Source organism: Methylobacterium sp. AC832, from assembly GCF_979256025.1.
Genome location: NZ_CEEDMV010000002.1, coordinates 892,437 through 916,253, shown reverse-complemented (window position 1 = coordinate 916,253; position 23,817 = coordinate 892,437). Strand labels below are relative to the sequence as shown.

Annotated in this window: 18 protein-coding genes and 1 pseudogene; 9 read left to right on the top strand and 10 right to left on the bottom strand. The window is 66.1% G+C overall.

Going from position 1 to position 23,817, the window contains the following annotated elements; genetic code table 11:
* From AC0IXR_RS11535 to AC0IXR_RS11520, 4 genes and pseudogenes are all read left to right on the top strand, one after another.
* Nucleotides 1–216 (top strand): annotated as a pseudogene (locus tag AC0IXR_RS11535) (glycosyltransferase N-terminal domain-containing protein); the annotation flags it as partial.
* 189 nt (nucleotides 217–405) lie between these two features.
* Nucleotides 406–669 (top strand): hypothetical protein, encoded by a 264-nt coding sequence (locus AC0IXR_RS11530; protein ID WP_056432548.1) that lies wholly within the window; start codon nucleotides 406–408, stop codon nucleotides 667–669.
* A gap of 337 nt (nucleotides 670–1,006) precedes the next feature.
* The gene (locus AC0IXR_RS11525; RefSeq protein ID WP_471760779.1) at nucleotides 1,007–2,092 is read left to right on the top strand and encodes an efflux RND transporter periplasmic adaptor subunit; all 1,086 of its coding nucleotides are present in this window, start codon (nucleotides 1,007–1,009) and stop codon (nucleotides 2,090–2,092) included.
* Nucleotides 2,089–5,196 (top strand): efflux RND transporter permease subunit, encoded by a 3,108-nt coding sequence (locus AC0IXR_RS11520; protein WP_471760778.1) that lies wholly within the window; start codon nucleotides 2,089–2,091, stop codon nucleotides 5,194–5,196. The genes AC0IXR_RS11525 and AC0IXR_RS11520 overlap by 4 nt, the downstream gene beginning before the upstream one ends.
* A 401-nt stretch (nucleotides 5,197–5,597) precedes the next feature.
* Here AC0IXR_RS11520 and AC0IXR_RS11515 read toward each other — a convergent pair whose 3' ends face one another.
* The 6 genes from AC0IXR_RS11515 to AC0IXR_RS11490 form a co-directional block, all read right to left on the bottom strand.
* The gene (locus AC0IXR_RS11515) at nucleotides 5,598–5,900 is read right to left on the bottom strand and encodes a hypothetical protein (protein ID WP_471760777.1); all 303 of its coding nucleotides are present in this window, start codon (nucleotides 5,898–5,900) and stop codon (nucleotides 5,598–5,600) included.
* A gap of 613 nt (nucleotides 5,901–6,513) precedes the next feature.
* A complete protein-coding gene (locus AC0IXR_RS11510; RefSeq protein WP_018042694.1) occupies nucleotides 6,514–6,711 on the bottom strand; it encodes a hypothetical protein in 198 nt (65 codons plus the stop codon).
* A 115-nt stretch (nucleotides 6,712–6,826) separates the two neighbouring features.
* A complete protein-coding gene (locus AC0IXR_RS11505) occupies nucleotides 6,827–7,738 on the bottom strand; it encodes a polysaccharide deacetylase family protein (RefSeq protein ID WP_471760776.1) in 912 nt (303 codons plus the stop codon).
* A 24-nt stretch (nucleotides 7,739–7,762) separates the two neighbouring features.
* The gene (locus AC0IXR_RS11500) at nucleotides 7,763–10,228 is read right to left on the bottom strand and encodes a branched-chain amino acid ABC transporter ATP-binding protein/permease (RefSeq protein WP_311274957.1); all 2,466 of its coding nucleotides are present in this window, start codon (nucleotides 10,226–10,228) and stop codon (nucleotides 7,763–7,765) included.
* Between the two features lie 4 nt (nucleotides 10,229–10,232).
* Nucleotides 10,233–11,102 (bottom strand): branched-chain amino acid ABC transporter permease, encoded by an 870-nt coding sequence (locus AC0IXR_RS11495; protein ID WP_311274958.1) that lies wholly within the window; start codon nucleotides 11,100–11,102, stop codon nucleotides 10,233–10,235.
* Between the two features lie 191 nt (nucleotides 11,103–11,293).
* Nucleotides 11,294–12,481: an ABC transporter substrate-binding protein gene (locus AC0IXR_RS11490; protein WP_311274959.1), complete on the bottom strand. Its 1,188-nt coding sequence runs from the start codon at nucleotides 12,479–12,481 to the stop codon at nucleotides 11,294–11,296.
* 187 nt (nucleotides 12,482–12,668) lie between these two features.
* Between AC0IXR_RS11490 and AC0IXR_RS11485 the strand changes: the two genes are divergently transcribed.
* Nucleotides 12,669–13,088, top strand: a complete 420-nt coding sequence (locus AC0IXR_RS11485) for a nuclear transport factor 2 family protein (protein WP_471760775.1) — start codon at nucleotides 12,669–12,671, stop codon at nucleotides 13,086–13,088.
* Between the two features lie 9 nt (nucleotides 13,089–13,097).
* Here AC0IXR_RS11485 and AC0IXR_RS11480 read toward each other — a convergent pair whose 3' ends face one another.
* The 3 genes from AC0IXR_RS11480 to AC0IXR_RS11470 form a co-directional block, all read right to left on the bottom strand.
* A complete protein-coding gene (locus tag AC0IXR_RS11480) occupies nucleotides 13,098–14,729 on the bottom strand; it encodes a DEAD/DEAH box helicase (RefSeq protein ID WP_471760774.1) in 1,632 nt (543 codons plus the stop codon).
* A gap of 69 nt (nucleotides 14,730–14,798) precedes the next feature.
* Nucleotides 14,799–15,023 carry a hypothetical protein gene (locus AC0IXR_RS11475; protein ID WP_207412839.1) on the bottom strand — a complete coding sequence of 75 codons (225 nt, stop codon included), beginning with the start codon at nucleotides 15,021–15,023 and terminating at the stop codon, nucleotides 14,799–14,801.
* Between the two features lie 126 nt (nucleotides 15,024–15,149).
* Nucleotides 15,150–15,878 (bottom strand): GntR family transcriptional regulator, encoded by a 729-nt coding sequence (locus tag AC0IXR_RS11470; protein ID WP_311274962.1) that lies wholly within the window; start codon nucleotides 15,876–15,878, stop codon nucleotides 15,150–15,152.
* A gap of 321 nt (nucleotides 15,879–16,199) precedes the next feature.
* Here AC0IXR_RS11470 and AC0IXR_RS11465 point away from each other — a divergent pair, with 321 nt between their 5' ends.
* From AC0IXR_RS11465 to AC0IXR_RS11450, 4 genes are read left to right on the top strand one after another with little or no spacing between them, the layout of a single operon-like run.
* Nucleotides 16,200–17,438, top strand: a complete 1,239-nt coding sequence (locus AC0IXR_RS11465; RefSeq protein ID WP_471760804.1) for an amidase — start codon at nucleotides 16,200–16,202, stop codon at nucleotides 17,436–17,438.
* 44 nt (nucleotides 17,439–17,482) lie between these two features.
* On the top strand, nucleotides 17,483–17,692 hold the full coding sequence (locus AC0IXR_RS11460; RefSeq protein WP_424753651.1) for a hypothetical protein: 210 nt from the start codon (nucleotides 17,483–17,485) through the stop codon (nucleotides 17,690–17,692).
* The gene (locus tag AC0IXR_RS11455) at nucleotides 17,625–18,818 is read left to right on the top strand and encodes an efflux RND transporter periplasmic adaptor subunit (RefSeq protein ID WP_311274963.1); all 1,194 of its coding nucleotides are present in this window, start codon (nucleotides 17,625–17,627) and stop codon (nucleotides 18,816–18,818) included. Before AC0IXR_RS11460 ends, AC0IXR_RS11455 begins: the two co-directional genes overlap by 68 nt.
* A gap of 19 nt (nucleotides 18,819–18,837) precedes the next feature.
* Nucleotides 18,838–21,975, top strand: a complete 3,138-nt coding sequence (locus tag AC0IXR_RS11450; protein ID WP_471760773.1) for an efflux RND transporter permease subunit — start codon at nucleotides 18,838–18,840, stop codon at nucleotides 21,973–21,975.
* 9 nt (nucleotides 21,976–21,984) lie between these two features.
* Here AC0IXR_RS11450 and AC0IXR_RS11445 read toward each other — a convergent pair whose 3' ends face one another.
* The gene (locus AC0IXR_RS11445) at nucleotides 21,985–23,391 is read right to left on the bottom strand and encodes a hypothetical protein (RefSeq protein WP_471760772.1); all 1,407 of its coding nucleotides are present in this window, start codon (nucleotides 23,389–23,391) and stop codon (nucleotides 21,985–21,987) included.
* Nucleotides 23,392–23,817: the final 426 nt, after the last annotated feature.

Below are 23,817 nucleotides of genomic sequence, written 5' to 3'. Positions count from 1 at the left end.
ATGATCGCCCGGGGCTTCAGCGTCCTCGTCACGACGGGGACGCGCAGCGCCGCCGAACTGATCGGGCGGCGCCTGCCGGCGGGCGCGGTCCATCAGTACATGCCCCTCGACGCGCCGCGCTGGATCGAACGGTTCCTCGATCACTGGCAACCGGACCTGGCGCCGGTGGCGGAATCGGAGATCTGGCCGAACACCCTCATCGCCCTGCACCGGCGTTGTCACTGAAGCAAGTCGCGTGCGCCCTCTAACGCATCGACCCATCACTAGTGCGCTGGCTCAGACGGATGGTTCAGGGGTTCGGCTGATGGCTGCGAGACCGTCAGGCATGGCTTGCCCAATGAAGAATGCCGCCGCACTGAGTGCGCTAATGGTTGCCGGGAAAGCGGCGCGGCTCTACCATTCGGAATGACCGAAAAGCTGACGACAGCCGCCCTGTGCGACCTGAATTTGATTTCCCAAGAGGAAGTGGCGGCTGCCGTCGAAGTGTTTCTTGCAAATTCGATGGCGCCGCCTTTCGTTTTCAAGGAAGGCTACCGTCTCGATCTGGGAAAAGCCGTGCGACGGCATCCCGGCGCGAATGATTTCGTCAACCGGGGCAATGCCGGCCCCCTGATGAAGCGCCCCTTCGTGTTGGCGGCCATCCTGCAAGCCCGCCCCATGCGGGGCTGACCCCGTTTTCCGGTCTCGGCGCCAGCTGTTTCGTTGAAAACGGGAGTCGCGCGGCCTCTTTGTGCGGCCTGACCCAGCATCGGCTCATGCCGTTGCCCGTGTTCTGAGATTTTCGCTGAGAGTCCCTGGCGGCCCGATCACAATGCGGGCGGAGACGACAAAACTCTGACCGCCGCGGCCTTCAGTACCGGCAGAGCCGCCTTTCCCCCCGATAGGCCGAGAGCGACATCCTCAGACAGGGCGCGCTCCACAGCGACGCATCTTGACGCTTCTCTTTGGCAAAATATATGTTACTCATCATCTTATTCGCGATGAGTCGTCGACGGGGAAATGCGTGATGGATGCGAGGATTGCGCTCGGGATGATCGGGCTTGCCCTGACGGCATGCTCGCCGGCCGAGACCGCCGTGTCACCTCAGCCGCCCTTGGTCCAGACCGTGGAGGTCGTGCGCAGCGGCAGCGGGATGGCCCGCTACACGGGGGTGATCCGGGCTCGCACCGAGAGCAATCTCGGCTTCCGCGTCGGAGGTAAGATCTTCGAACGTCTCGTCGATCCGGGTGACCGGGTGACGCGCGGCCAGCCTCTGATGCGCCTGGACCGGACCGATTTCAGCCTCGCGCTCAACGCCGCCCGCGCCTCCGTCGAGGCTGCCCGCGCTCAGATGATCAAGGCCAAAGCCGACGAGGAGCGCAGCCGAAAACTCGTCTCAGACGGCTGGACCTCGAAACAGACCTACGATCAGAACAAAGGCGCGGCCGACGCCGCCACCGCGCAATTCGCCAATGCCGAAGCCCAAGCGAGCCAGATCGCCAACCAGGCCGGCTATGCCGAGTTGCAGGCCGATGCGGACGGGGTCGTGATGGAGGTCCCCTCGGAGCCCGGTCAAGTGGTCGCCGCCGGGCAGACGGTGGTGAAACTGGCACGCGATGGCGCGCGCGAGGCAGAAGTGTTCCTGCCGGAGGGCAGCCGGCGTGCCGCGCAAGGCGAAGCCTCGGCCACCCTCTACGCCGAAGGCGAGAGCACCTATCCCGCGCGGCTACGTGAACTCTCGGCAACCGCCGACCCCGCCACGCGCACCTACCGCGCGCGCTACATTCTGTCGGGCGGCGGCGAGACCGCGCCACTCGGCGCGACCGTGACCCTGCTGCTTAAGACCTTGAGTGCCGGCCGTGCCGCCGCGGTGGAAGTTCCGCTTGGCGCGCTGTTCGACCAAGGCCAAGGCACCTCCGTCTGGCGCTACGACGCAGCCACTGAAACAGTGCGGCCTCAAGTCGTGAAGGTCGCTCGTATGGGCGAGGAGCGCGCGGACATCTTCGCGGGCCTGAGTGCGGGTGACCGTATCGTGGCGCTGGGTGCTCATCTGCTGAAGCCCGACCAGAAGGTCAGGCCGGCCCCGGCGAGCATGACGGGAGTCGTGCGGTGAGCGGCTTCAACCTTTCAGCACTTGCGGTCCGAGAACGAGCGGTCACGCTCTTTCTCCTCATTGCCCTTACGGGCGCCGGCTTCTTCGCGTTCGAAAAGCTCGGGCGCGGAGAGGATCCGGCCTTCACCGTCAAGGTGATGACGGTTTCGGCTGCCTGGCCCGGCGCCACCGCCGAGGAAATGCAGCGTCAGGTCGCCGACCCGCTCGAAAAGCGCCTGCAGGAACTCGTCTACTACGATCGCGCCGAGACGACAGTCCGGCCCGGCCTGATGATGACCAAGGTCATTTTCAAGGACAACATGCCGCCGGCCAAGCTCCAATCGGAGTTCTATCAGGCCAGGAAGAAGCTTTCCGATCAGGCCTCCAGCCTGCCACGTGGCGTGCTTGGGCCGCTGTTCAACGACGAATTCTCCGACATCTATTTCGCCCTCTACGCGGTGCAGGCAAAGGGTCTTCCGCACCGGCAGCTGGTGCTACGGGCCGAGGATATGCGCCAGCGCCTACTGCGCGTGCCCGGCGTCGAGAAGATCAATATCCTCGGCGAGCAGGCCCAAAAGATCTTCGTCGAAATCTCGTATCAGCGCCTCGCCACCCTCGGAATCACCGGCCAGCAAGTGCTGGCGGCGCTGGCCAATCAGAACGACGTCACACCGGCAGGCTTCGTCGAGGCGGTGGGTCCACGCGTCTACCTGCGCCTGGACGGCGCCATCGACGGACTCGACGCGATCCGAAACCTCCCCGTTGCGGCCGGGGACCGCAGTCTCAAGCTCGGCGATATCGCCGAGGTCAAGCGCGGCTACGAAGACCCGAAGACCTTCGAGATCCGCAACGACGGCGAACCGGCGCTCATGCTCGGCCTCGTGATGAAGCCTGGCTTCAATGGCCTGAACCTCGGCGCGGCCCTCAATGCCGAGGAGGTGGCGATCCATCACGAGACGCCGGTGGGCATCACATTCACCAAGATCACCGACCAGGCCAAGGTCATCGACGACGCCATCCATGAATTCATGGTCAAGTTCTTCACGGCCCTCGGCGTGGTGATCTTCGTCTCCCTTGTGGCGCTCGGCTTCCGGGTCGGCATCGTCGTGGCGCTCGCCGTGCCGCTCACCCTCTCGGCGGTGTTCGTCGTGATGATGGTGACGGGCCGCGACTTCGACCGCATCACACTGGGCGCCCTCATCATTTCGCTCGGGCTACTCGTCGATGACGCCATCATCGCCATCGAGATGATGGTGGTGCGCATGGAGGAAGGCGCCGACCGGATCGAGGCCGCGGCCTATGCCTGGAGCGCCACCGCCGCGCCGATGCTGACGGGCACGCTTGTCACCATCGCAGGCTTCCTGCCGGTGGGCTTCGCCGCGTCCACCGCCGGGGAGTATGCCGGTAACATCTTCTGGGTCGTAGCATTCTCGCTGATCATTTCTTGGATCGTCGCCGTGACTTTCACGCCGTATCTCGGCGTCAAGCTTCTGCCGAACATCAAGAAAGTGGAAGGTGGCCACGAGGCCATCTACGCCACGAAAAACTACCAGCGCCTACGCCGCGTCGTGCGGATGTCGGTCGACCACAAATGGATGGCAGCCGGCATCACGGTAGGTCTGTTCGCGCTCGCGGTGGTCGCCATGGGGAAGGTCGAACAGCAGTTCTTTCCGAATTCCGAGCGCCCCGAACTCATCGTCGAGGTGACCCTGCCGGCGGGATCGGCTTTCGCCACCACCGAGGCCAGCGTCAAGCGGATCGAAGCGGCCGTACGCGAACTGTCCGAGGCTGGGGAGATCACGAGCTATATCGGCCAGGGCATGCCCCGCTTCGTGCTCTCTTTCGATCCCGAACTGCCAGATCCGGCCTTCGCCCAAATCGTGGTGCAGACCGCCGATGCGGCGACCCGCGACGTCCTACGCGGCAGAGTCCGCAAACTTGTGGAAGAGGGCCGCTTCCCCGAGGCGCGGGTGCGCGTGCTGCAGATCGTGTTCGGCCCCCCCATCCGCTTCCCCGTGGCCTTCCGGGTCGTCGGTCCTGATCTCGACGTGATCCGTGGCATCGCAGCCGAGATCCGAGAGGTCATGGCGGCCAACCCGAACCTGCGCCTGGTTCATCTGGACTGGGGCGACAAGACCCCCAATCTGAGGCTCGCCTTCGACCAGGAGCGACTGCGCCTGATCGGGCTGACCCCGAAGGAGGCAGGCCAGCAGCTGCAGAATTATCTCAACGGCACCCCCGCCACGCAGGTGCGCGAGAACCTGCGCTCGGTCGATGTGCTGCTGCGCAGCCCCGGCCCGGAGCGGCGCTCACTCGGCGAGATCGGTGACCTGACGCTGGCGACGAAGGACGGCCGCCAAGTGCCCGTGTCCCAAGTCGCCCGGCTCGAGAGCACCAGCGAGGATGCAGTCCTGAAGCGCTACAATCGCGAGACCTATATCCGCGTCCAGGGCGACGTGATCGACGGAAAGCAGCCACCGGACATCCACGCTCAGGTTGCGCCCCTGCTCGATCCGATCAAGGCCAAGCTACCCCCGGGCTACCGCATCGACACAGCCGGCGCGGTCGAGGAAAGCGCGAAGGCGATGATGTCGCTCGTGGCGGTTTTCCCGATCATGTTGATCGTGACCCTCACGGTCATCATGATTCAGGTGCGTTCGTTCGCGGCCATGTTCATGGTTTTCGCCACCGCCCCGCTGGGCTTGGTCGGTGCCGCGCCGACTCTGCTGATTTTTCACCAGCCCTTCGGCTTCAACGCCATCCTAGGGTTGATCGCCCTGTCTGGCATCCTGATGCGCAACACACTGATTCTGGTGGACCAGATTCACCACGACCGTGAAGCGGGCCTGTCGGATTACGACGCCATCGTCGAATCGACGGTGCGGCGCGCCCGCCCCGTCATCCTGACCGCAGCCGCCGCCATGCTCGCTTTCATCCCGCTCACCCATTCGGTGTTCTGGGGGGCGCTGGCTTACGTCCTCATCGGAGGCGTCGGTGTCGGGACGCTTCTGACCCTGCTGTTCCTCCCCGCGCTCTATGCCCTCTGGTTCCGCGTGAAGCGAGTTCCGGACAAGGACCGGACGACTGTTGGCGCGACCTCGATGGCTCACCCGGCCGCATCGTAGCAGGACACATCAATCATGCCCGGCCGCTTCGGGCATGCCGACATCGCGCATTCACCCGGTGAATGCGCGGTACATCGACCGGCTCGCGATGGTGCCCTCCTCGCGCGGGCCGGTCGATCGTCTGATAACTGGTCTACGGTCGATTAAGCGGAGCGGCTTCCGCCCAAATGCAAATACCGGATTGCGTGAATGCCATACAGGCCACGAATTCATCACACCCGTAGCGTTCTAATTTTCAGCAATCGAATGAATAAAATCTAATGTCGAGCTGATATCATCGTATAAGCCAAGTCATATCTGCCGATATAAAGCCCTCGTTCAACGAAATCCTAGATCTATACCGTCGGCACGAGCAACTGACTAGCACCAATACGGTTGTGTGAGTACGTCCAAAGCACGGTCTATCGTCCGCCACCACCGCCCGTATTGGGGATCGCGACTTCAGGCTTGTTGGCGTTGCCCGCAGCACCCGAGTTATTCGAACGGCTTTCCGCGCCTACGGCACCATACGCCTCGGTTCCAATAGAGCCTGGACCACCGTTATCGATGCCCCCCGGCTTCACCACCGGTGCGCCGGTGGTCCCTGGCGTTGTCATACGTGCCGGGCCGGGTTGCTTGATTTCCGCCGGCCCTGTCGATTGCGCGAAGGCGGGAGCGGACGCAGTCATCATCACCGCAAAGAAGGAAGTGGCGATCTTCGTCATGAAACGTCCCAGAATTCACAAGTGAATCTCTGAGACGTCAACCTACGTGAAGGCGATCAGTTTCAAGCTTTGCAGCGTATCACACTCGCCACAACTCAAGACCTTGTAGGCAGCCAGCTATGAACCCGGCAATATGGCGGGTCGAACAAGCTCCTTACGTTCGGTCGCATGGCTGTATCCAGGTTCCGCCTGCGGTATCCGCTCGCTTGGCGTTCCGCCCTGAAGCCCATCCTCTATCGAAGGAGGCACCTCATTGGGTTCGTCCGGAAAAGGAGGCCAGATTGGACGATCGGGTTGCACCAGCTTCACCATCGAGCGACCTCCCAGCAATCGGCGTCAGAGACACATACTGGGATATAATATGCCAACGCAATTTGCAAAGCGGCCGGCAGGACCCATACGGATTAGGTCGCTGCGGCCATGGTAGTCAGGAAGGAATTCGGCCGTTCGTGGAAGGGCTCAGGCATCAACCATGACGCCATATATCCCATCGGCCGAAGCCAATTAGGGAAGCCCGCTCCCACGTCACGTTCCGGCGATACGGTCTTAGCGGCGGTCCGGCGTTCAACCAGGACCTGCTGCTATCCGGGTGCGGAACCGAAGAAAACCGAGCTTATCGCTCGCCAAAGCCCGATAGGAGCTTCTCGATCTGAGCGAGACCGTTCTCGCGGGCCTTGGCCTCGCTAGTCAGGCTTCGGTCCGAGCGCTGAACCAGCTTGCCACCCTTGCGAATGGCCCATTGGTAGGTCGCGCCCTCGGTGCGGGGGCTGAGGATTTCCAGGGTGTAGGGGTATGTCGATGTTTCGGTCATGTCCCCTATATGGCGCAAGCCTTGCGCGCCTTCCACCCTTTAATAGCCATATCGCTTACTGACGGAACAAACCCAGCGGGCGCTCTGGGTCGGAGCAACGTGCGAAGTGGTGGCGCTATCCCGGCTCCGGTCCCGCCTGGCTCGTCACATGGTCGGCGATGGCTCCAGCGGTGGTGAGCCAGATTTCGTCGCGGTGGGAGGCAATGTGGGCAAGCGCCGCCCGAAGCGGCCGCAGCCGATGCGGCTGACCGACGATATAGGGGTGCAGGGCAATCCCCATGACAAGCGGGGCCCGCTCCGATTGCAGCAGCATCTCGTCGAAGCCATCGACGATCATATCGGCGAAGTCCCGCGCGGAATCTTTCCTCGCCACGATAGCGGGGATGTCATTGAGTTCCTGGGGATACGGCACTGAGAGGATGCGCCCGCCTCCGCGTGTGGAGAACCAGATCGGCTGGTCGTCATGGGCCCAATCGAGGAGATAGCGGTATCCCGCCTCGGCCAGGAGGTCCGGCGTCACGCGAGATTGCGAGATCCAGGGACCGAGCCATCCGGCGGGGGCCTTGCCTTCCTCCCGAGCCAGGATGGCAGTGGCTTCGGCGATGAGGGCGCGTTCGGCATCCTCGTCGAGGCTGCCCTGTCGCTCCGCGTTGGTGCGGCCATGCCCGACGATCTCGTCGCCGCGTGCCCGGAAAGCCTCGATCAGACCGGGGCAATCCTCGTAGATCCGGCTGTTGGCAAGGACGCTGGCGGGAAGGCAAAGCTCGTCGAACAGCGCTTTCATCCGCCAGGCACCGACGCGATTGCCCCAGTCGCGCCAAGCATAGTTCAGCACGTCCGGCTGGAGACCGCCGGGAGCCAGTTCGGCGCCGAGGCCCGATCCGAAATCGAAAGTCTCGAGATTGAGCGCGACATAGACCGCGAGGCGCTTCCCCCCCGGCCAGTCGTAGACGGGACGATCGGGCAGGGCGCTATAGCGGTAGCGGCCGTGGTGTTTCGGTGCATCCCTCAATGCATCGCGCTCCATGATCGATCTCATTCCCTCGAATTGTCAGGCGGCACCGAGATAGGCCGCGGCAAGGGTCTCATCGGCGGAGAGTTCCGCCGCCGAGCCCGAGGCGACGACGCGGCCCTGTTCCAGCACGTAGCCGCGATCCGCCACGGTCAAGGCCAGTGCGGCCATCTGGTCGACGATGAGGATGGTCACGCCCTGGTCGCGTAACTCGGCCACGACGGCGTAGAGGGCGTTGATCATGGACGGGGCGAGCCCGAGCGAGGGTTCGTCGAGGAGGAGGATGCGCGGCTGCGCCATCATCCCGCGAGCGATGGCCAGCATCTGCTGTTCGCCGCCCGAAAGTAGCCCGGCCCGGCTCGTTGCCCGGTCGCGAAGGCGGGGAAACCGGTCGAGCAGGGCCTCGATCTCACTCGGATCGATCGGGGCCTTGCGTCCATGCGCGCCGAGCCGGAGGTTCTCCAACACGGAGAGTTCCGGGAAGACCTGCCTGCCTTCAGGCACGAGGGCGAGGCCGAGGCGGGCAATGGCATGGGCCGGTAGGCCGGCGATGGCACGGTCCTCCAGGATCACCGCGCCCTCTACCGGGCGGAGGAGACCGCTCAACGCACGCATGGCGGTGGATTTTCCCGCCCCATTCGCGCCGAGGAGCGCGACGGTCTCGCCGGGACGGACATCCAGCGACAGCCGGTCCAGGACCGGTGCGGCGCCGTAACCCGCGGTCAGGTCGAGAGCCGAGAGAACCGCGTCGGCGGGACCTTTCCAAGGGGACGGGCGCGGCCGGGCAGGGGTATCGGCACCACCGAGATAGGCCCGCAGGACAGCGGGATCGGCCCGTACCGCAGTGGCGTCCCCCCGCGCGATGGGCCGGCCGGCATCCATGACGAGGATATGGTCCGAGATGCCCATGACGAGGGGCATGTCATGCTCGACGAGAACCACCACGATACCGCAATCGGCGATGCGGCGCAGGAGACCACCCAAACGGTCGGTATCAGCGCGAGTGAGGCCCGCTGCGGGCTCGTCAAGCAGAAGGACGCGTGGCTGACCGGCCAGGGCCCGCGCGATTTCGACGAGGCGGCGATCCACGTGAGGCAGTTCGGCGGCGGGCCGGTGGAGGGCTCCGGTATAGCCGACAAAGGCGAGGAGGGCGGTAGAGGCGGCGACATCGCTTCTCGCGCCTGCTCGGAACAGACGCCCGGGGGCAATGGCGAGGGCCACGTTGTCGATGACCGACAGTGAACCGAACAGCCGCGTGGTCTGGTAGGTCCGGGCAATGCCAGCGCGGGCAATACGGTGGGCGGGCAGACCGGCGAGATCCCGACCCGCGAGTCGGATCGCCCCGGCACCGGGCCGGTAGAACCCCGAGACCATGTTGAGCACGGTGGTCTTGCCGGCCCCGTTCGGGCCGATGATGCTCGTGACGGCGCCAGGTGCGGCGTTCACCGAGACGCCCTCCGCAGCCTTGATGCCGCCGAAGCTGATGCCGATCCCCTCCACCGAGAGCGCTTCCGGCTGCGTCTGCGCCAAGTAGGACACGACGTCGCCGCCGGTTCCAGACGCAGTCCCGGAAACGCGGCGCGGCAGGAGCCGGGCGAGGCTCCCGACGATGCCGGCCGGCACCAGCCACAGGACCACCAGCGTCGCGAGGCCGAAGAACAGCAGGCGGTACTCTGCGAGCCCGGAGAGGGTCTCTGGCAGGAGAACGGTGACCAGGGCACCGAAGAGCGGCCCCAGCACTGTGCCGGCGCCTCCCACCACCACCGAGAGTACGAACAGGATCGACTGGGTGAACGGGAACGAACTCGGCGCAATGAACAGCATCAACGGCGGCAGCACCGCCCCGGCGAGGCCGGTCAGTGCCGCCGAGATCATGAAGGCCAGGGTCTTTACCCGCACCGGATCGAAGCCGAGGGACGCGGCGGCGACATCCGCGTCCCGCACCGCCCGCATGGCGAGGCCGAGGCGGCTGCGCGCGAGGCGATGGAAGCCGTAGAGGGCGAGGCCGGCGCCGAGGACCGACAGGATCGCGAGTTCGCGCTCCAGGAACGGGAATCCGAACAGGGTCGGGCCGGTGGCGATGACGAGGCCGTTCTGGCCTCCGGTGAGCGCGCCGCCCTCGATCAGCCCATGCTCGACGATGAAGCCGAAGGCGATGGTCACCATGGCGAGATAGGGGCCCTTGACCCGCATGGCGGGGATCGCGAGTACGCCGCCAAGAACCCCGGAGAGCAGGCCGGCGGCGGGGAGCGCCAGCCAGAAGCTCACCCCGGAAAGGGTCAGGATGGCGCTCGCATAGGCGCCGATCGCGTAGAAACCGGCATGGCCGAAGGAGATCAGGCCGGTGAGGCCGAGGAGGACGTTCAGCCCCGTTCCGGCCAGCGTCGTCAACGCCACGAGGGCGATGATGAAATGGCTGTAGCCGTCGGTGGCGGCCACGAGGCCGATCCCCGCGACGGTGAGGGCGAGAATGGCGATGGGCAGGGCGGAGCTTCCGGCGCGCATCGGCTCAGACCTTGTTCACGGCGGCCCGGCCGAGGAGGCCGTCAGGACGCAGCGCCAGCGCGAGGATGATCACCGAAAACACCACGATCTGGGTGTAGCCGGAACCGAGATAGCCGGTGACCAGGGCTTCCACGACGCCGTAGAGCAGACCGGCCAGGACCACGCCGGTGGCGGAGCCGATCCCGCCGAGAATGGCGACGGCGAAGGCCTTGATGCCGAACAGGGTGCCCATCTCGGCCGAGACCGAGAACAGCGGGGCGATGAGGAGGCCCGCCGCCCCCGCGAGGAGGGCGGAGAGCGCGAAGGCGCAGGCCACCGTGCGACGCACGTCTATGCCCATCAGCCGCGCGGCGTCGGCATTCTGCGCCACCGCAAGCAGAACGCGGCCAAGATCTGTCCGGCGGAACACCGTGTGGATGGCGAAGGCGACGGCGAGCCCGACAACGGGGATCACGATCTGCAGTGGGTAGATTCCGGTACCGAAGAAATCGACCGGGTTGCGCGCCAGCGGGGAGGGCAGGCTGCGTGGCTCCTTGCCAAAGGTGAACAGAATGACGTTGTCGAGCACCACGCCCCCGGCCACCGTGGCAAGGAGCCAGGCATCCGAGTTCCGCTCGACGAAGGGGCGCACCAGAATGCGCTCGACCACGATGCCGAGAAACGCGCAGCCGGCCAGGGCTGCGGCCAGCGCCAACGGCATCGGCCAGCCTAATGTGACGCCGAGCATGTAGCCCAGCACCGCCCCGAGAGTGACGGCGCTTCCTTGCGCGAAATTCACCGTACCGGAGACGGCGTAGGTCACGTGGAAGCCGAGGGCGATGAGCCCGTACATGCTCCCGAGACCGAGGCCGCTCACAAGGGAGCCGGTCAGCATGGAACTCTCACTTTCACCGTATCATGTGGTCCATCCCACCCAGCCACCTCATCGCTGAGACGCCGCAGCGAAGCGGAGGCCTCGAAGGAGGCGTCCAGTTCGCACAGTGAGTTCCGGAGACCTCCTTCGAGGCCGCTTCGCGGCGCCACAGGATGAGGTCGCGGGTGGGATGAACGGCGATGGCCGCTTCCTCAGTTCGCCACGGCGACGATCTCGCCGTCCTTGAACCGCGTGAACACGTAATCCTGTGGGCCGAGCGCGTCGTGACGGTCCGGGGCGAAGGGCTTGTCGTAGGTCTTGATCAGGCCGGGATAGGTGGCGATCTTGTAGAAGCCGTCGCGCACGTCCGGCCCCTTTGTGGACTTGGCCTCGCCAATCGCAAGGGCCAGGAGATGCGTCGCGTCGTACGCGTTGGCGATGCCCACGGCTGGGGTCACATCGGCCATGGACTTGATCGCTGGATACTTGGCCTTCAGGGCATCGAGCACCGCCATCGCCTTTGGCGAGGTATTGCCGGCGAAGGTGAAGGTCTGAATGAAATGCACCTTGGCGGCGCTCGGGCCGGCAAGCTCATCGAAGCGACCGCCGGCGGGGCCCCAATGCGACACGACGGGTACGCTCCATCCCATCCGGTCGAGGGATTTCACGATCTGGGCCGAGGGCCCGACATTGCCGACTAGGAACAGGGTGTCGGCGCCGGCCTCCTTCAGCCGCGTGAGTTGGGGCACCATGTCCACGTCGGACGCCTCGTATTTCTCGATGCCGGCGGCAGGAAGACCGGCTGTCTTCAAGGCCGCCGTCAGACCCTGCTGGTTCGACTCGCCCCAGGCGTTGTTGACGAGGATCATGCCGGGCTTCTTCGCCTGATGGGTCTTGATCGCATAGGCGACGAGAGCCTCGTCCACGAGGGCATCCACCGCCGAGACGCGGAAGGCGTAGTTGTCGGCGGCACCGTTACGCGTGATGCCGGTGCCCGCCGCCCAGGGGCCGAGGAAGGGCACTTTCATCTGGTTGGCGATGGGCACGATCGCCATCGAGACCGGGGTATCGAGACCGCCGACCAGGGCGACGACGCCGACGCGCTGGATCAGCTCCCGGGCGGCCAGCACGCCCTTCGACGGGTTGGCCTCGTCATCCCGCGCCACTAGCTCCAGAGGCCGCCCTAGAACGCCGCCGGCAGCGTTGACCTCGTCGATGGCGAGACCGATGCCTCGCGAGATCGCTTCGCCGGACTTGGCGGATTGGCCAGACAAAGCGGTTACGAGGCCGATCTTGATTGTCTCCGCCGCCTGCACCGGCGCGACGAACGCGAGACCGACCAACGCGGTCGCCCCGAGGGCGAGGCGGCGGGTCAGCGATGATGGGCTGTGCTTGCGCATGGACGGCTCTCCGGAGGAATCGGACCCATCACCGCAACCACCGTGCCATTTGTCAAAGCGTTGATATCTTTTATCTAATTCCAAAAGCGCGGATTGCGATGCCTGCTTTCACGCCAAACTGCATACACTTGTTGCATGCACTTTTTGCGAGCTCGGAGCAGTGTCGGGATCGAACGGAGACCAGAGCATGACCCAAGCGACCGAGGCAGAAACCACCACCGACACCGATGCGGCCATCGTCACTGCCTATCTCGAAGCCTCCATGGTGCCCGACCCTGAAACCGCCGCGCGCTATATGGCGCCGGGGATCGAGATCGTCTTCACTGGCGCCCGGGTCTTCCGGCATCCCCGCGAGGTGACGGCCTTCAACGCGGGCCGCTATGCCTGGGTGAAGAAGCGCATGGAGCGTCTGGACGTGGTGCCGGGAGAGGGGGGCACCACGGTCTACAGCCTCGGCACCCTTTACGGCGAATGGCCGGATGGAACGCCGTTCGAAGGCAATCGCTACGTCGACCGCTTCACGGTACGTGACGGTCTGATCGTGACGATGGAAGTCTGGAACGACAGTGCCGAACGACTGCTCACGAAGCACGGCGTCTCGGCTTAGGCGCTCCCCTCAGGCGTCGGCTCCGGCGAGCCGCCGCGTGTCGACGAAGGTGCGGCCATCCGGAAAGCGATAGCTGATGCTCTCGGACAGTCGTCCGTTGGCACGGATCAGGATCGCGGAGGGCCGGGTGAGATCGTCGATCCGCGTCAGCGCCTCGGCAACCGTCATCGGCACGTCGCGGCCGCCGCCGAGTTGACGCCACCATTGCACCGCCTTCTCTCGGGGGTAACCGGCCTGCTCCAAGGCGATCCGCACCCGGTGGCTCGACCCGTCATCGGTCTGGAACTCGACGTCGAGGCTGCCGGATGAAGCATGGCGGCCGAGCCGCCACCGGGAGACGCCGCGCCAGACCGGTACCGCGCGGGACAGGATCGGATGCTCGTCGTCGGCCGCGGCCTCATGGCTCGGCCCATCCTCGTCGGTCTCGTCCGGCTCGACCCAGCACGCCTCGCAGGTGCTGGCATTGAGAGCGATGAGCGCGCCGCAGCCGGGGCAGGGCTTGGCCCGGATCTCTCCCTCTCGGCCCTTGATCGCGGCGGCACTGCGCGCGGTGACGATATCTACCGGCCCGTGCATCCGTACCAGGCCGGCATAGTCGAGGATCAGCGCATCGGACTTGCCCGGCGCGGTCCGCAGCGCACGGCCCACCTGCTGGACGTAGAGGCCCGTGCTCTGGGTCGGCCGCAGCAGAGCGATGAGGTCCACGCGCGGGACGTTGAATCCGGTCGAAAGGACGCCGACCGAGGTTAGGCAGCGTAGCCTTCCGGCGGTGAAATCGCGCACGATCCGGTCGCGATCGCGCTTGCCGGTCTCGCCCGTCACCATTTCGCAGCTGAAGCCTTCCGCCCGCACCGCATCGCGCACCGCCTCGGCATGGGCGACACCGGCGCAGAAGGCGAGCCAGGCCCGGCGGTCGCGGCCGAAACCGGCCATTTCCTCCACCGCCGCGCGGGTGATCCAATCCTGGTTCACCGCCGCCTCGAGGGCGCTCGGGATGTAGTCGCCGCCGCGCTTGGCCACGCCAGACACGTCGAGCGCCGTGGCGGTGGCCTTGCAGATCAGGGGGGCGAGGTAGCCCTGGTGGATCAGGTCGCCGACATTGGCCTCATAGACGATGCGTTCGAACAGGCGGCCTTCGCCTTCGTCGAGGCGGCCGCTATCGAGGCGGTACGGAGTCGCGGTGAGGCCGACGACGCTCAGCTCCGGTCGGGCGGCACGCAGGGCCGCGAGGAACCGGCCGTACCGAGTCTCCGCGTCGCGAGGAATCAGATGGGCTTCATCGACCACCACGACATCGAAGGCACCGATGGCGTCGAAGCGGTTCCAGACCGATTGGATGCCGCAGAACAGGATCTGCGTCGCGGTTTCGCGTCGGTTCAAGCCGGCCGAGTAGATACCGGCCGGCGCAGCCGGCCAGTAGGTCATAAGCTCACGATGATTCTGGGCGATGAGCTCGCGGGTATGTGTGACAATGGCAATCCGCGCGCCGGGACGCTCGGCGAGCACTTCGCGGACCAGGGCCGCGATGACGAAGGCCTTGCCCGCCCCCGTGGGCAGGACGATCAGCCCATCGCCGGTCTCGTTGCGCCACGAGGCATAGAGTGCGTCGAGGCTGGCGCGCTGGTAAGGTCTCAGGTCCATCGCCGGCTCTGTAAGGCCGTTCTCGCCGAACCGGAACACTGCCCGGCGGGATGCGGCCTCGCCGGATGGTCAAGCCTCTTCGCCGACCACCTCATCGCGCATCACCCGCGCGATGCGCTCCACCATTCCCTGCGACAGACGCACGAACTGCCCGGTGCCATGCCCGCGCCCATCGAGTAACTCGGCGAAGAGGGGCTTCGCGGGCTCGCAGACCAGGGCCGCCACCGGCCTCGTATTGCGCCGCTTGGCCCGCAGCCGCTCGGCCAGCGCATCGGGAACGAAAGGTTCACGCAAGGCGGGCTTCTCCTGTCAGGGCCGACGGTCCGAGGAGAGGGGCCTAGGCTTTCAGGGTTGCCGAGAGATTAAAGCCGCCGGATTGGCGCATGTCGCAAGCCGGCGCGGAATCGCATTTGCGCCGCTTCAACCAGCCCGGCGTCGCAAAGTACTCTTCTCGGTGACGTAGGGCGCCAGGACCCGGCGGAGGTCACGCTCGCGCGGGGGCTCGGCAACGATATGCGCCCGCACGGCCACGGCATCGAGGTGATGATCCATCAGATGAGTCGCACGATCGACGTCGCCGGCCATGAGCGCCGCCACGATCTCGCGGTGCTCGTTGACGGCGCAATCCGAGGAGTGCGGACGGCTGTACAGCGAGAGGGTCAGCGCGCAGCGATAGCCGAGCTCGGCCACGTAGCGGACGAGGACGGGGCTGCCGGTCATTCGCGCCAGCAGGAGGTGAAACTCGGTGGCGAGCCGGATCGATGGGGCTTCCGGTCCGCCACGGACCGCGTCCTCCTCGTCGATATGTGCGAGCAGAATCGCTTCCTGCTCGGCGGTGAGGCGACCGGCCAGTCGCTGGACCACGAGGCGCTCCAGGGAGATGCGGACCTCGAACGTGTCGCGTGCCTCTTCCCAACTCGGCGTCGCCACGATGGCGATCCGGTTGCGGCGGAGTTCCACCAGCCCTTCACCGGCGAGTTGCCCCAGCACCTGCCGCGCGATGGTGCGGCTCACGCCGAAACGGTCGCCAAGGGCATCTTCCGGCAGGCGATCACCGGGCGCCAGCGCGCGCTCGACGATGGCGCGGCGCAGGGATTGGCACATCATTCCCACGCGATCCTTGGCCACCTGCGTCTCAATTCCCGCCATCGCCCACTCGCATCCCTTTTCGCAGCGTTTCGGCCACGGGCGTGTCTCCGGCACGCTTGTCATCGTCGTCCACCGGTGACGCAACCGCCATGCATGAGCGAGACCAAAGCTGAGCGGGAATCGAAAACTCTCGCAGAAGTTGCAAGGCCGCAGCACCAGCGCCACCGTGATGTGCTGGACGCTTCCCGACGTTCCTGGCATCACCTCGACTGTTCGTCGAGCGGCCCGAGACACGCTTGTGACACCCGCTCCCGACGGCGCTTCCTGGAACAAGCCGCCGGCTCTCCCTTTCATTGTGCCCCAGCGAGCCACCCGATGACGATGCTCTCGCTCCTGTCCCTCCGCGCCCGTATCGAGGCGGGAACGCTCACCCCCGCCCAGGCCATCGTGCGGACCCGGGACGCGATAGCTGAGCACGAACCGTCGGTCCGTGCCTTCGTGGCGACCGATGCAACCCCGCAAGTGTCCGATACGGGCCCGCTCGCCGGCATCGCGGTCGGCATCAAGGACATCATCGACACCGCGCACCTCCCGACGCAGATGGGATCGTCGATCTATGCCGGTTGGCAGCCGCGCGCCGATGCGCCGATCGTGGCGCGTCTGAAGCGCCTCGGCGCCGTGCCCCTGGCCAAGACCACGACGACCGCCTTCGCCTTCGTCGATCCCACGGAGACACGAAATCCCCGCGCGCCGGGCCGGACCCCGGGTGGATCGTCCGCAGGTTCGGCAGCGGCGGTGGCCGCCGGGATGCTGCCGCTGGCACTGGGAACACAGACAGGCGGCTCGGTGATCCGGCCAGCGGCCTTTTGCGGCGTGGTGGGCGTGAAACCCTCGTTCCGGCTGCTGCCGACGGTCGGCGTGAAGTGCTTCTCCTGGACCCTCGACACACTCGGCCTGTTCGCCGCGAGCGCAGCCGACGCCGCCCATGCCCTCGCCCTCATCGCCGGCCGGCCGGAGATCGACGGGACGGGGCCGATTCCAAGGATCGGCCTCCTCGTTCCCGAGTATTGCGAGGCCGCCGAACCCGACGCGCTGCAGGCTCTCGACCGGGCGCGGGTGATGGCGGAAGCGGCAGCTGCCGACATCCGCGACTTCGCGTTGCCCGACGAGTTCCGCCATGCCTTCAATGCGCACGCGACGATCCAGGATTTCGAATCGGCGCAAGCCCTCGCCTGGGAATACGAAACCCACCGCGATTCGCTGCCGCCGCTCCTGCGCGGCCATCTCGACACCGCCCGGACCATCGAGGCCGCTACCTACGATGCCGCCCGGCGGGTGGCTCATCATGCGAGGCGCAGCCTGCGGGACATCCTGCGCGATTCCGATCTCGACGTCCTTCTGACGGTCTCGGCCCCGGGCCGGGCGCCGGAGGGGTACGCCTCCACCGGGGATTCCCGCTTCAACCGGCTCTGGACGCTGATGGGAGTGCCCTGCGTCACCATCCCCGTGCCGGGGGAGGGGGCCCCGCTCGGCGTGCAGATCATCGCCCGTTTCGGGGACGATGCTCGTGCGCTCTCGGCCGCGAAGTTCCTGGAAAAGGCTTTCGCCAAGCAGTCATGACGCCAGCCCGGTTGCCAAGCTGCCGTCGCAAGTCTGCGACTCGGATGATCGAAGCTCAGGCCAGCGCGAAACCTCTATTGATCGTGCGTCATGAAAAGGCCGGCGTCTTAGAGAAGAGACAAGCGCGGCGGCTTCGCTTCGCCTGGGTCATCCAGACTTCTCCGCTGAACGGTGAGCTACGTTTCCATGCGCCTGCTTCAGCTTCTCTCGATCCTCATGCTCTTGGCATTGTCCTCGACGGCTCGGGCGGTTGAGGCGCCGCCGGTGAGCGGCGCAACCGCGCCAGCCCCGGCAGTGACCATCGTGCCGGCCGCCGGCCGGGAAATCGTCGAGCAGGCCGTGGTCACCGGCACGCTCGTCCCGCGCGACGAGATCTTGGTGGCGCCTGAAATCGAGGGCTACCGCATCACCGAATTACTGGTGGAGGAAGGGGCAGAGGTCACGAAGGGCCAGGTCCTGGCCCGGCTCTCGTTGGAGATGATCGCCACGCAGGAGGCGGCCAACGCCGCCGCCATCGCCAAGGCGCAGGCGGCCATCGTTCAGGCCCGTAGCCAGATCGTCCAATCCGAGGCCGCGCAGATCGAGGCCAACCTCGCGCTGGAACGCGCCCGCTCCCTCATCAAGACCGGGAACGCCACGGCGGCGGTGCTGGAGCAGCGGGTCTCGGCAGCCCAAGGCGGCGAAGGCCGGCTCGCCGCGGCGAAGGGCGGCTTGCAACTCGCCGAGGCCGATCTCTCGGCGGCGCGGGCGCAGAGCAACGAGATCGCGCTCAAGCGCGCGCGCACCGACATCAAGGCACCCGACGGAGGCATCGTCAGCCGCCGCACCGCCCGGATCGGCGCGGCGGCGACGTCCACGGGCGAACCGTTGTTCCGGCTTATCGCGCGCGGCGAGATCGAACTCGAAGGCGAAGTGCCGGAAACCTGGATGCCCCGGATCAAGCGCGGCAACATCGTGCGCCTCGAAGCGGACCAGGGGCGAATCGTGACGGGCAAGGTCCGACGGATCGACCCCGAGATCGACCGGCTGACGCGCCTCGGCAAGATCCGTATCAGCCTCGACCGCGACCCGGCCCTGCGCATCGGCGCCTTCGCGCGCGGCAAGGTCGAGGTGGCGCGGCGCGATTCCGTGGCCGTCCCCCTCTCCGCGGTACTCTACGGGATCGATGGCTCGGCCCTCGTCTACGTGGTGAATGACGGCACGGTGGAGGCCCGCAAGGTCGTCTCCGGCCTCGCGGCGGACGGGTTCATGGAAATCCGCGAGGGGTTGAAATCCGGTGAGGCCGTCGTCGCGCGGGCCAGCAGCTTCCTTCGCCATGGCGACCGGGTCAGACCGGTGCAGCCGAAAGCCGAAGCCGCCGCCTCCGTGACGTCGCGCTGAGAATCGGACCCGTCAGCCCATGCGCCTCAACATCTCAGCCTGGGCGATCCGCAAGCCGATCACCTCGATCGTGCTGTTCCTCGTCCTGATGATCCTCGGGCTCGTCAGCTTCCGCTCGCTGCCGATCACGCAATTCCCGAACATCGACATCCCGATCGTGGCGATCCAGGTCACCCAGGCCGGCGCGGCTCCCTCCGAGCTGCAGACCCAGGTGACGAAGGTGGTGGAGGATGCGGTTGCCGGGGTGAAGGGCGTCAAGCACATCATCTCGACGATCTCGGAGGGCGTCTCGGCCACCACCATCGAGTTCCGCCTCGAAGTGAACGTGGACCGCGCCGTCAACGACGTGAAGGACGCCATCGCCAAAGTGCGGGTGACGCTTCCACGCACCATCGACGAGCCGATCATCAGCCGCGTCGAGATCGCCGGGCTGCCGATCATGGTCTACGGCGCCTCGGCGCCGGCGATGACGCCGGAAGACCTGTCCTGGCTCATCGACGACGTGATCGCCCGGCAGGTCCAGGGGGTGAAGGGCGTCGGCGGCGTCGAGCGTCTGGGCGGCGTCGCCCGCGAGATCCGCGTGACGCTGAAGCCCGACCGCCTTTTGGCACTCGGCATCACCGCGGCGGACGTGAACCGCCAGCTCCGCCTCACCTCGGCCGACATGGCGGGCGGGCGCGGCGAACTCGGCGGCCAGGAACAGTCGATCCGGACGCTGGCCGGTGCCGCCAGCCTCGACACCCTGGCCCAGACCTCGATCGTCGTGCCGGGCAACCGCAAGGTCCGCCTGGACGAGTTGGCGACGCTGGTGGACGGGTCGGAGGAGCCGCGCACCTTCGCGCGCTTCAACGGCGAGCCGGTGGTGGCTTTCGCGATCTCGCGCGCGACGGGCGCCAGCGATGCCGAGGTCGCCAGCGCGGTGGCTCGCAAGATCGCCGATCTCGGCACGAAGAATCCCGGTGTCCGGTTCGACCTGATCGACACCTCCGTCATCAACACGGTGGGCAACTACCATTCGGCGATGCTGAGCCTCATCGAAGGCGCGGCGCTGGCCGTCATCGTCGTGTTCCTGTTCCTGCGGGATTGGCGGGCGACGCTCATCGCCTCCATCGCGCTGCCGCTCTCGGTGCTGCCGACCTTCTGGGTCATGAGCACCCTCGGCTTCTCGCTCAATGCCGTCAGCCTGCTCGCCATCACCCTCGTGACCGGCATTCTGGTGGACGATGCCATCGTGGAGATCGAGAACATCGTCCGCCACATGCGGATGGGGAAATCCGCCTACCGGGCGGCTCTCGAAGCCGCCGACGAGATCGGCCTCGCTGTCATCGCGATCACCGCGACGATCATCGCTATCTTCGCACCCGTCTCCTTCATGAGCGGCATCGCCGGTCAGTATTTCAAACAGTTCGGCCTCACCATCGCGGCGGCCGTGTTCATGTCCCTGCTGGTGGCGCGCCTCATCACGCCGCTGCTCGCCGCCTATTTCCTGCGCGATCACGGACCCGATCACGAGCGCGAGAGGCCTGTGATGCGGGCCTATACCCGCGTGGTCGCTTGGTCCGTCAGGCATAAATACGTCACGCTGGTCGTCGGCCTCGCGTGCTTTGCCGGGTCGATCATGTCCACCGGGCTGCTGCCCGCCGGCTTCCTGCCCGCGGAGGATGCGGCACGAACGATCTTCGTCGTGGAATTGCCGCCCGGTGCCCGCCTCGCCGACACCACCCGCGTCACGGACGGCATCGTCGACAAGATCAGGGCGCTGCCTGAAGTCCGCAGCGTATTCGTGGATGGCGGCCGCCAGTTGCCGGCCAAGAAGGAGGTGCGGCTCGCGAGCTTCACCATCAACCTGACGCCGAAGAACGCCCGTCATCGCACGCAGAAGCAGCTCGACCGGATCATCGGTGCGATTCTGCGAGAGGAGCCGGACATCCGGTTCTGGTCGCTGCGAGACAGCGGGCAGCGCGATCTCGCGCTCATCATTTCGGGGCCGGACCTGCGCCTCGTCTCGGAGACGGCGGCTCAGTTGCAGCGTGAGGCGGCCACCGTGCCCCACCTCGTCAACGTACTCTCCACGGCACCGCTCGACCGTACCGAGATCCGCATCCGCCCCAAAGCCGGCGTCGCCGCCGATCTCGGTGTCTCCACGGACCTCATCGCCGAGACCGTGCGGGTGGGGACGATCGGCGACATCGGCGCCAACCTCGCCAAGTTCAACGCCGTCGACCGGCAGGTGCCGATACGGGTGCAGCTGCCCCTCGCCCTGCGCGGAGACCTGTCCCAGTTGGAGAGCCTGAAAGTCCCGGTGAAGGGGGGCGCCTCCGTTCCGCTCTCCACGGTGGCCGATCTCAGCCTCGGTCGCGGTCCCACGGCGATCGACCGTTACGACCGCTCGATCCGCGTGGCCCTGGAGGCCGACATGGAGGGCTCGGACGCGCTGGGCACCCTGATCGAAGCCGTGATGGCGCTGCCGACTGCGCAGAACCTGCCGCCGGGCGTGAGCATCAGCCAGACCGGCGATGCGGAAATCATGGGCGAGGTGTTCGAAGGGTTCGCCCTCGCCATGGGTGCGGGACTGATGATGGTCTTCGGCGTTCTGGTGCTGCTGTTCGGAAACTTCCTGCAGCCGCTCACCATCCTGTTCTCGCTCCCTCTCTCCATCGGGGGAGCGATCCTCGGTCTCTTGATCTTCCACATGCCGATCTCAATGCCGGTGGTCATCGGCATCCTGATGCTCATGGGCGTGGTCACCAAGAACGCGATCATGCTGGTGGATTTCGCCATCGAGGAAATGGCGCGGGGCGTGGATCGCGCCACCGCGATCATCGATGCGGGGCGCAAACGCGCCCGCCCCATCGTCATGACCACCATCGCGATGGCGGCGGGCATGGTGCCGTCGGCCATGGCGCTCGGCATCGGTGGCGAATTCCGCGCGCCGATGGCCGTCGCGGTCATCGGCGGCCTCATCGTCTCGACCGGCCTGTCGCTGATCTTCGTGCCGGCCATCTTCGTCCTGGTCGACGACCTGTCTCGCCTTTTCGTCCGACTCTTCGGCCGTTTCATCGGGCGGAAGGACGAACCCACCGAGGGGACATTCGCCCTGCCGGCCACACTGGCCAATGACGGAAAGGGCTTTCCGTCACGCTCTGCGGCGGAGTAGGCGCCGCCCTCAGCCCTTCCTGTCGAGGGGACGCCCCAGCAGCCGCGCGAACTCGGCCTCGATCTCCTCCACGGAGAATGGATTCTGCGCGGCGGGAGTGGCGCGCCGCGGGGCCAGCGGCTCCTTGCTCGCCGGCTCCCGAGCGGCTGGGATAGGAGATGGTGGTGCCGGCAAGAATACTTCCGGTTCGCTCTTGTCCTGACCGTCGGGAGCAGACTCACTCGGAACGGGCTCGTCCCGGCTCGGCTTCACCGTCGATGGATCGGCCTTGGGAGGCACCGCGGCCTGCGGCGGTTCGGCATCTGCGGGCTCGGCCATGGCGGCCGCAATCGGATCCACGGGCCGATCAGGGGCGGATTTCTCTGTCTTCATCGGATCGAGAACCGGCTCAGGCCTCGGCGCAGGCTTGGGCTCCGCCAGCGGCGTGGATGCCTTCGGCGGCACGGCCTGCGGCGACGGAGAAATCGCGGCGGATGGCCGGCGAAGAGCCTCTTCGAGCTGCCTTGCCATGTCGGACAGGATCGCCGCATCCACCGGACGGGAACTCGTCGGCCGCGCCAGCGGCGGCGGAACGGCGGGAACCTGCTCGACCATCGGGGCGGGTTTCGCCGTGGGTTGTGGACGCACCGGCGGCTCGGTGCGCACAGGCTCGGTCACCGGTGGCGCGACTGGGGCCGGGGGGGCTTCAACGACCTCATTGGCATTCGGCGTTGGGGCGGAGGACACCGGTTCATTGGCCGCATCCGAGCGTGTCTCCGTGGGGCGCTGACGGTCGGGGGCTTCGGCCTTGAGGTTCGCGAGCGGCGGCGGATTCCGACGGGCCGCCTTTGCGGCGATGATGTCGGCTTTGCTGGGCTTCGGAGCGGTCTTCGGCTCTTCGGGATCATCGCCGCGCGGCTTGGGCATTGCCGCCAGATCCGGCGCCGCTGCCGGTGAATTCGGCTCGCTGTAGGCCTGAGCTTTCGAGACTTGAGAACGGGGGGCCGGCGGCTGCAGATCCGGCATTTGAAAGACCGGCGCCTGGAACACCGGAGGCTCGGTCGACCGCGCGGGCTCGAAGGCCGACTCCTCCTGAAGCGGATCGACCTTGGCCACTTCGTCGACAGGGAGGCGGGCGCCGGCGCCGCGATGGATGTTGCGTTCTACGATGACGTCGTTGGGGCCACCGACGAGAAGCAGATGCTCGACATTGTCCCGGCGCAGCAGGATCAGTTGCCGCTGTCTGTCGAGTTCGTAGATATCGACGATACCGAGGCGGGGCTGTCGTCCGCGGGGGCCGGATTTGGCCAACGCCATGCCCCTCCCCGAGAATCGCCGGAAGACCAGCACGATCGCAGCCAGCACGGCGAAGATGACGGCGAAGATGATCAGGAACTGGAGCGGAAACGAGCCGTCCGAATTAAAGAACGCTGACAAGATCGGGCTCTTTCGGGTTTCTGGCCGAGGCCATACGCACAGGTTGTCCTGATATCACGCTTGGGGCGGTCACAGGCAATAACGTTAAGATTTCGTTTACGGTAACTCGTTGATTTGGTTAACGCACGTTCCCCTGCTCGCTGAAATTGCAGGAATGCCGTTGCCCACAGAAAAAGCCCGGCACGCGATAACCGCGGTAGGGCCAAGAGCAACCGGGACCGCCAGCGACCAGTGTTATTTGACGTGTATGACCGAGCTTATAGAAATGCTTGGTCACCCAAGAAGCGAGCGATCGCACGAGCTCAAGCAGCTGAGCGGCAACACGCCAGTGATCGCGTGCTCGGCGAGCATATTGCTGAGGTCGATGGAATTATTGTGCCCATCTAGCCAGTCGTCGATGACCGGTGAGGCGTTCATCTGAAACAA

Coding starts and splice junctions, on each gene's coding strand:
- AC0IXR_RS11530 (WP_056432548.1), top strand. CDS start 406: ATGACCGAAAAGCTGACGACAGCCGCCCTGTGCGACCTGAATTTGATT.
- AC0IXR_RS11525 (WP_471760779.1), top strand. CDS start 1,007: ATGGATGCGAGGATTGCGCTCGGGATGATCGGGCTTGCCCTGACGGCA.
- AC0IXR_RS11515 (WP_471760777.1), bottom strand. CDS start 5,900: ATGACGAAGATCGCCACTTCCTTCTTTGCGGTGATGATGACTGCGTCC.
- AC0IXR_RS11510 (WP_018042694.1), bottom strand. CDS start 6,711: ATGACCGAAACATCGACATACCCCTACACCCTGGAAATCCTCAGCCCC.
- AC0IXR_RS11505 (WP_471760776.1), bottom strand. CDS start 7,738: ATGGAGCGCGATGCATTGAGGGATGCACCGAAACACCACGGCCGCTAC.
- AC0IXR_RS11500 (WP_311274957.1), bottom strand. CDS start 10,228: ATGCGCGCCGGAAGCTCCGCCCTGCCCATCGCCATTCTCGCCCTCACC.
- AC0IXR_RS11495 (WP_311274958.1), bottom strand. CDS start 11,102: ATGCTGACCGGCTCCCTTGTGAGCGGCCTCGGTCTCGGGAGCATGTAC.
- AC0IXR_RS11490 (WP_311274959.1), bottom strand. CDS start 12,481: ATGCGCAAGCACAGCCCATCATCGCTGACCCGCCGCCTCGCCCTCGGG.
- AC0IXR_RS11485 (WP_471760775.1), top strand. CDS start 12,669: ATGACCCAAGCGACCGAGGCAGAAACCACCACCGACACCGATGCGGCC.
- AC0IXR_RS11480 (WP_471760774.1), bottom strand. CDS start 14,729: ATGGACCTGAGACCTTACCAGCGCGCCAGCCTCGACGCACTCTATGCC.
- AC0IXR_RS11470 (WP_311274962.1), bottom strand. CDS start 15,878: ATGGCGGGAATTGAGACGCAGGTGGCCAAGGATCGCGTGGGAATGATG.
- AC0IXR_RS11465 (WP_471760804.1), top strand. CDS start 16,200: ATGCTCTCGCTCCTGTCCCTCCGCGCCCGTATCGAGGCGGGAACGCTC.
- AC0IXR_RS11460 (WP_424753651.1), top strand. CDS start 17,483: ATGATCGAAGCTCAGGCCAGCGCGAAACCTCTATTGATCGTGCGTCAT.
- AC0IXR_RS11455 (WP_311274963.1), top strand. CDS start 17,625: ATGCGCCTGCTTCAGCTTCTCTCGATCCTCATGCTCTTGGCATTGTCC.
- AC0IXR_RS11450 (WP_471760773.1), top strand. CDS start 18,838: ATGCGCCTCAACATCTCAGCCTGGGCGATCCGCAAGCCGATCACCTCG.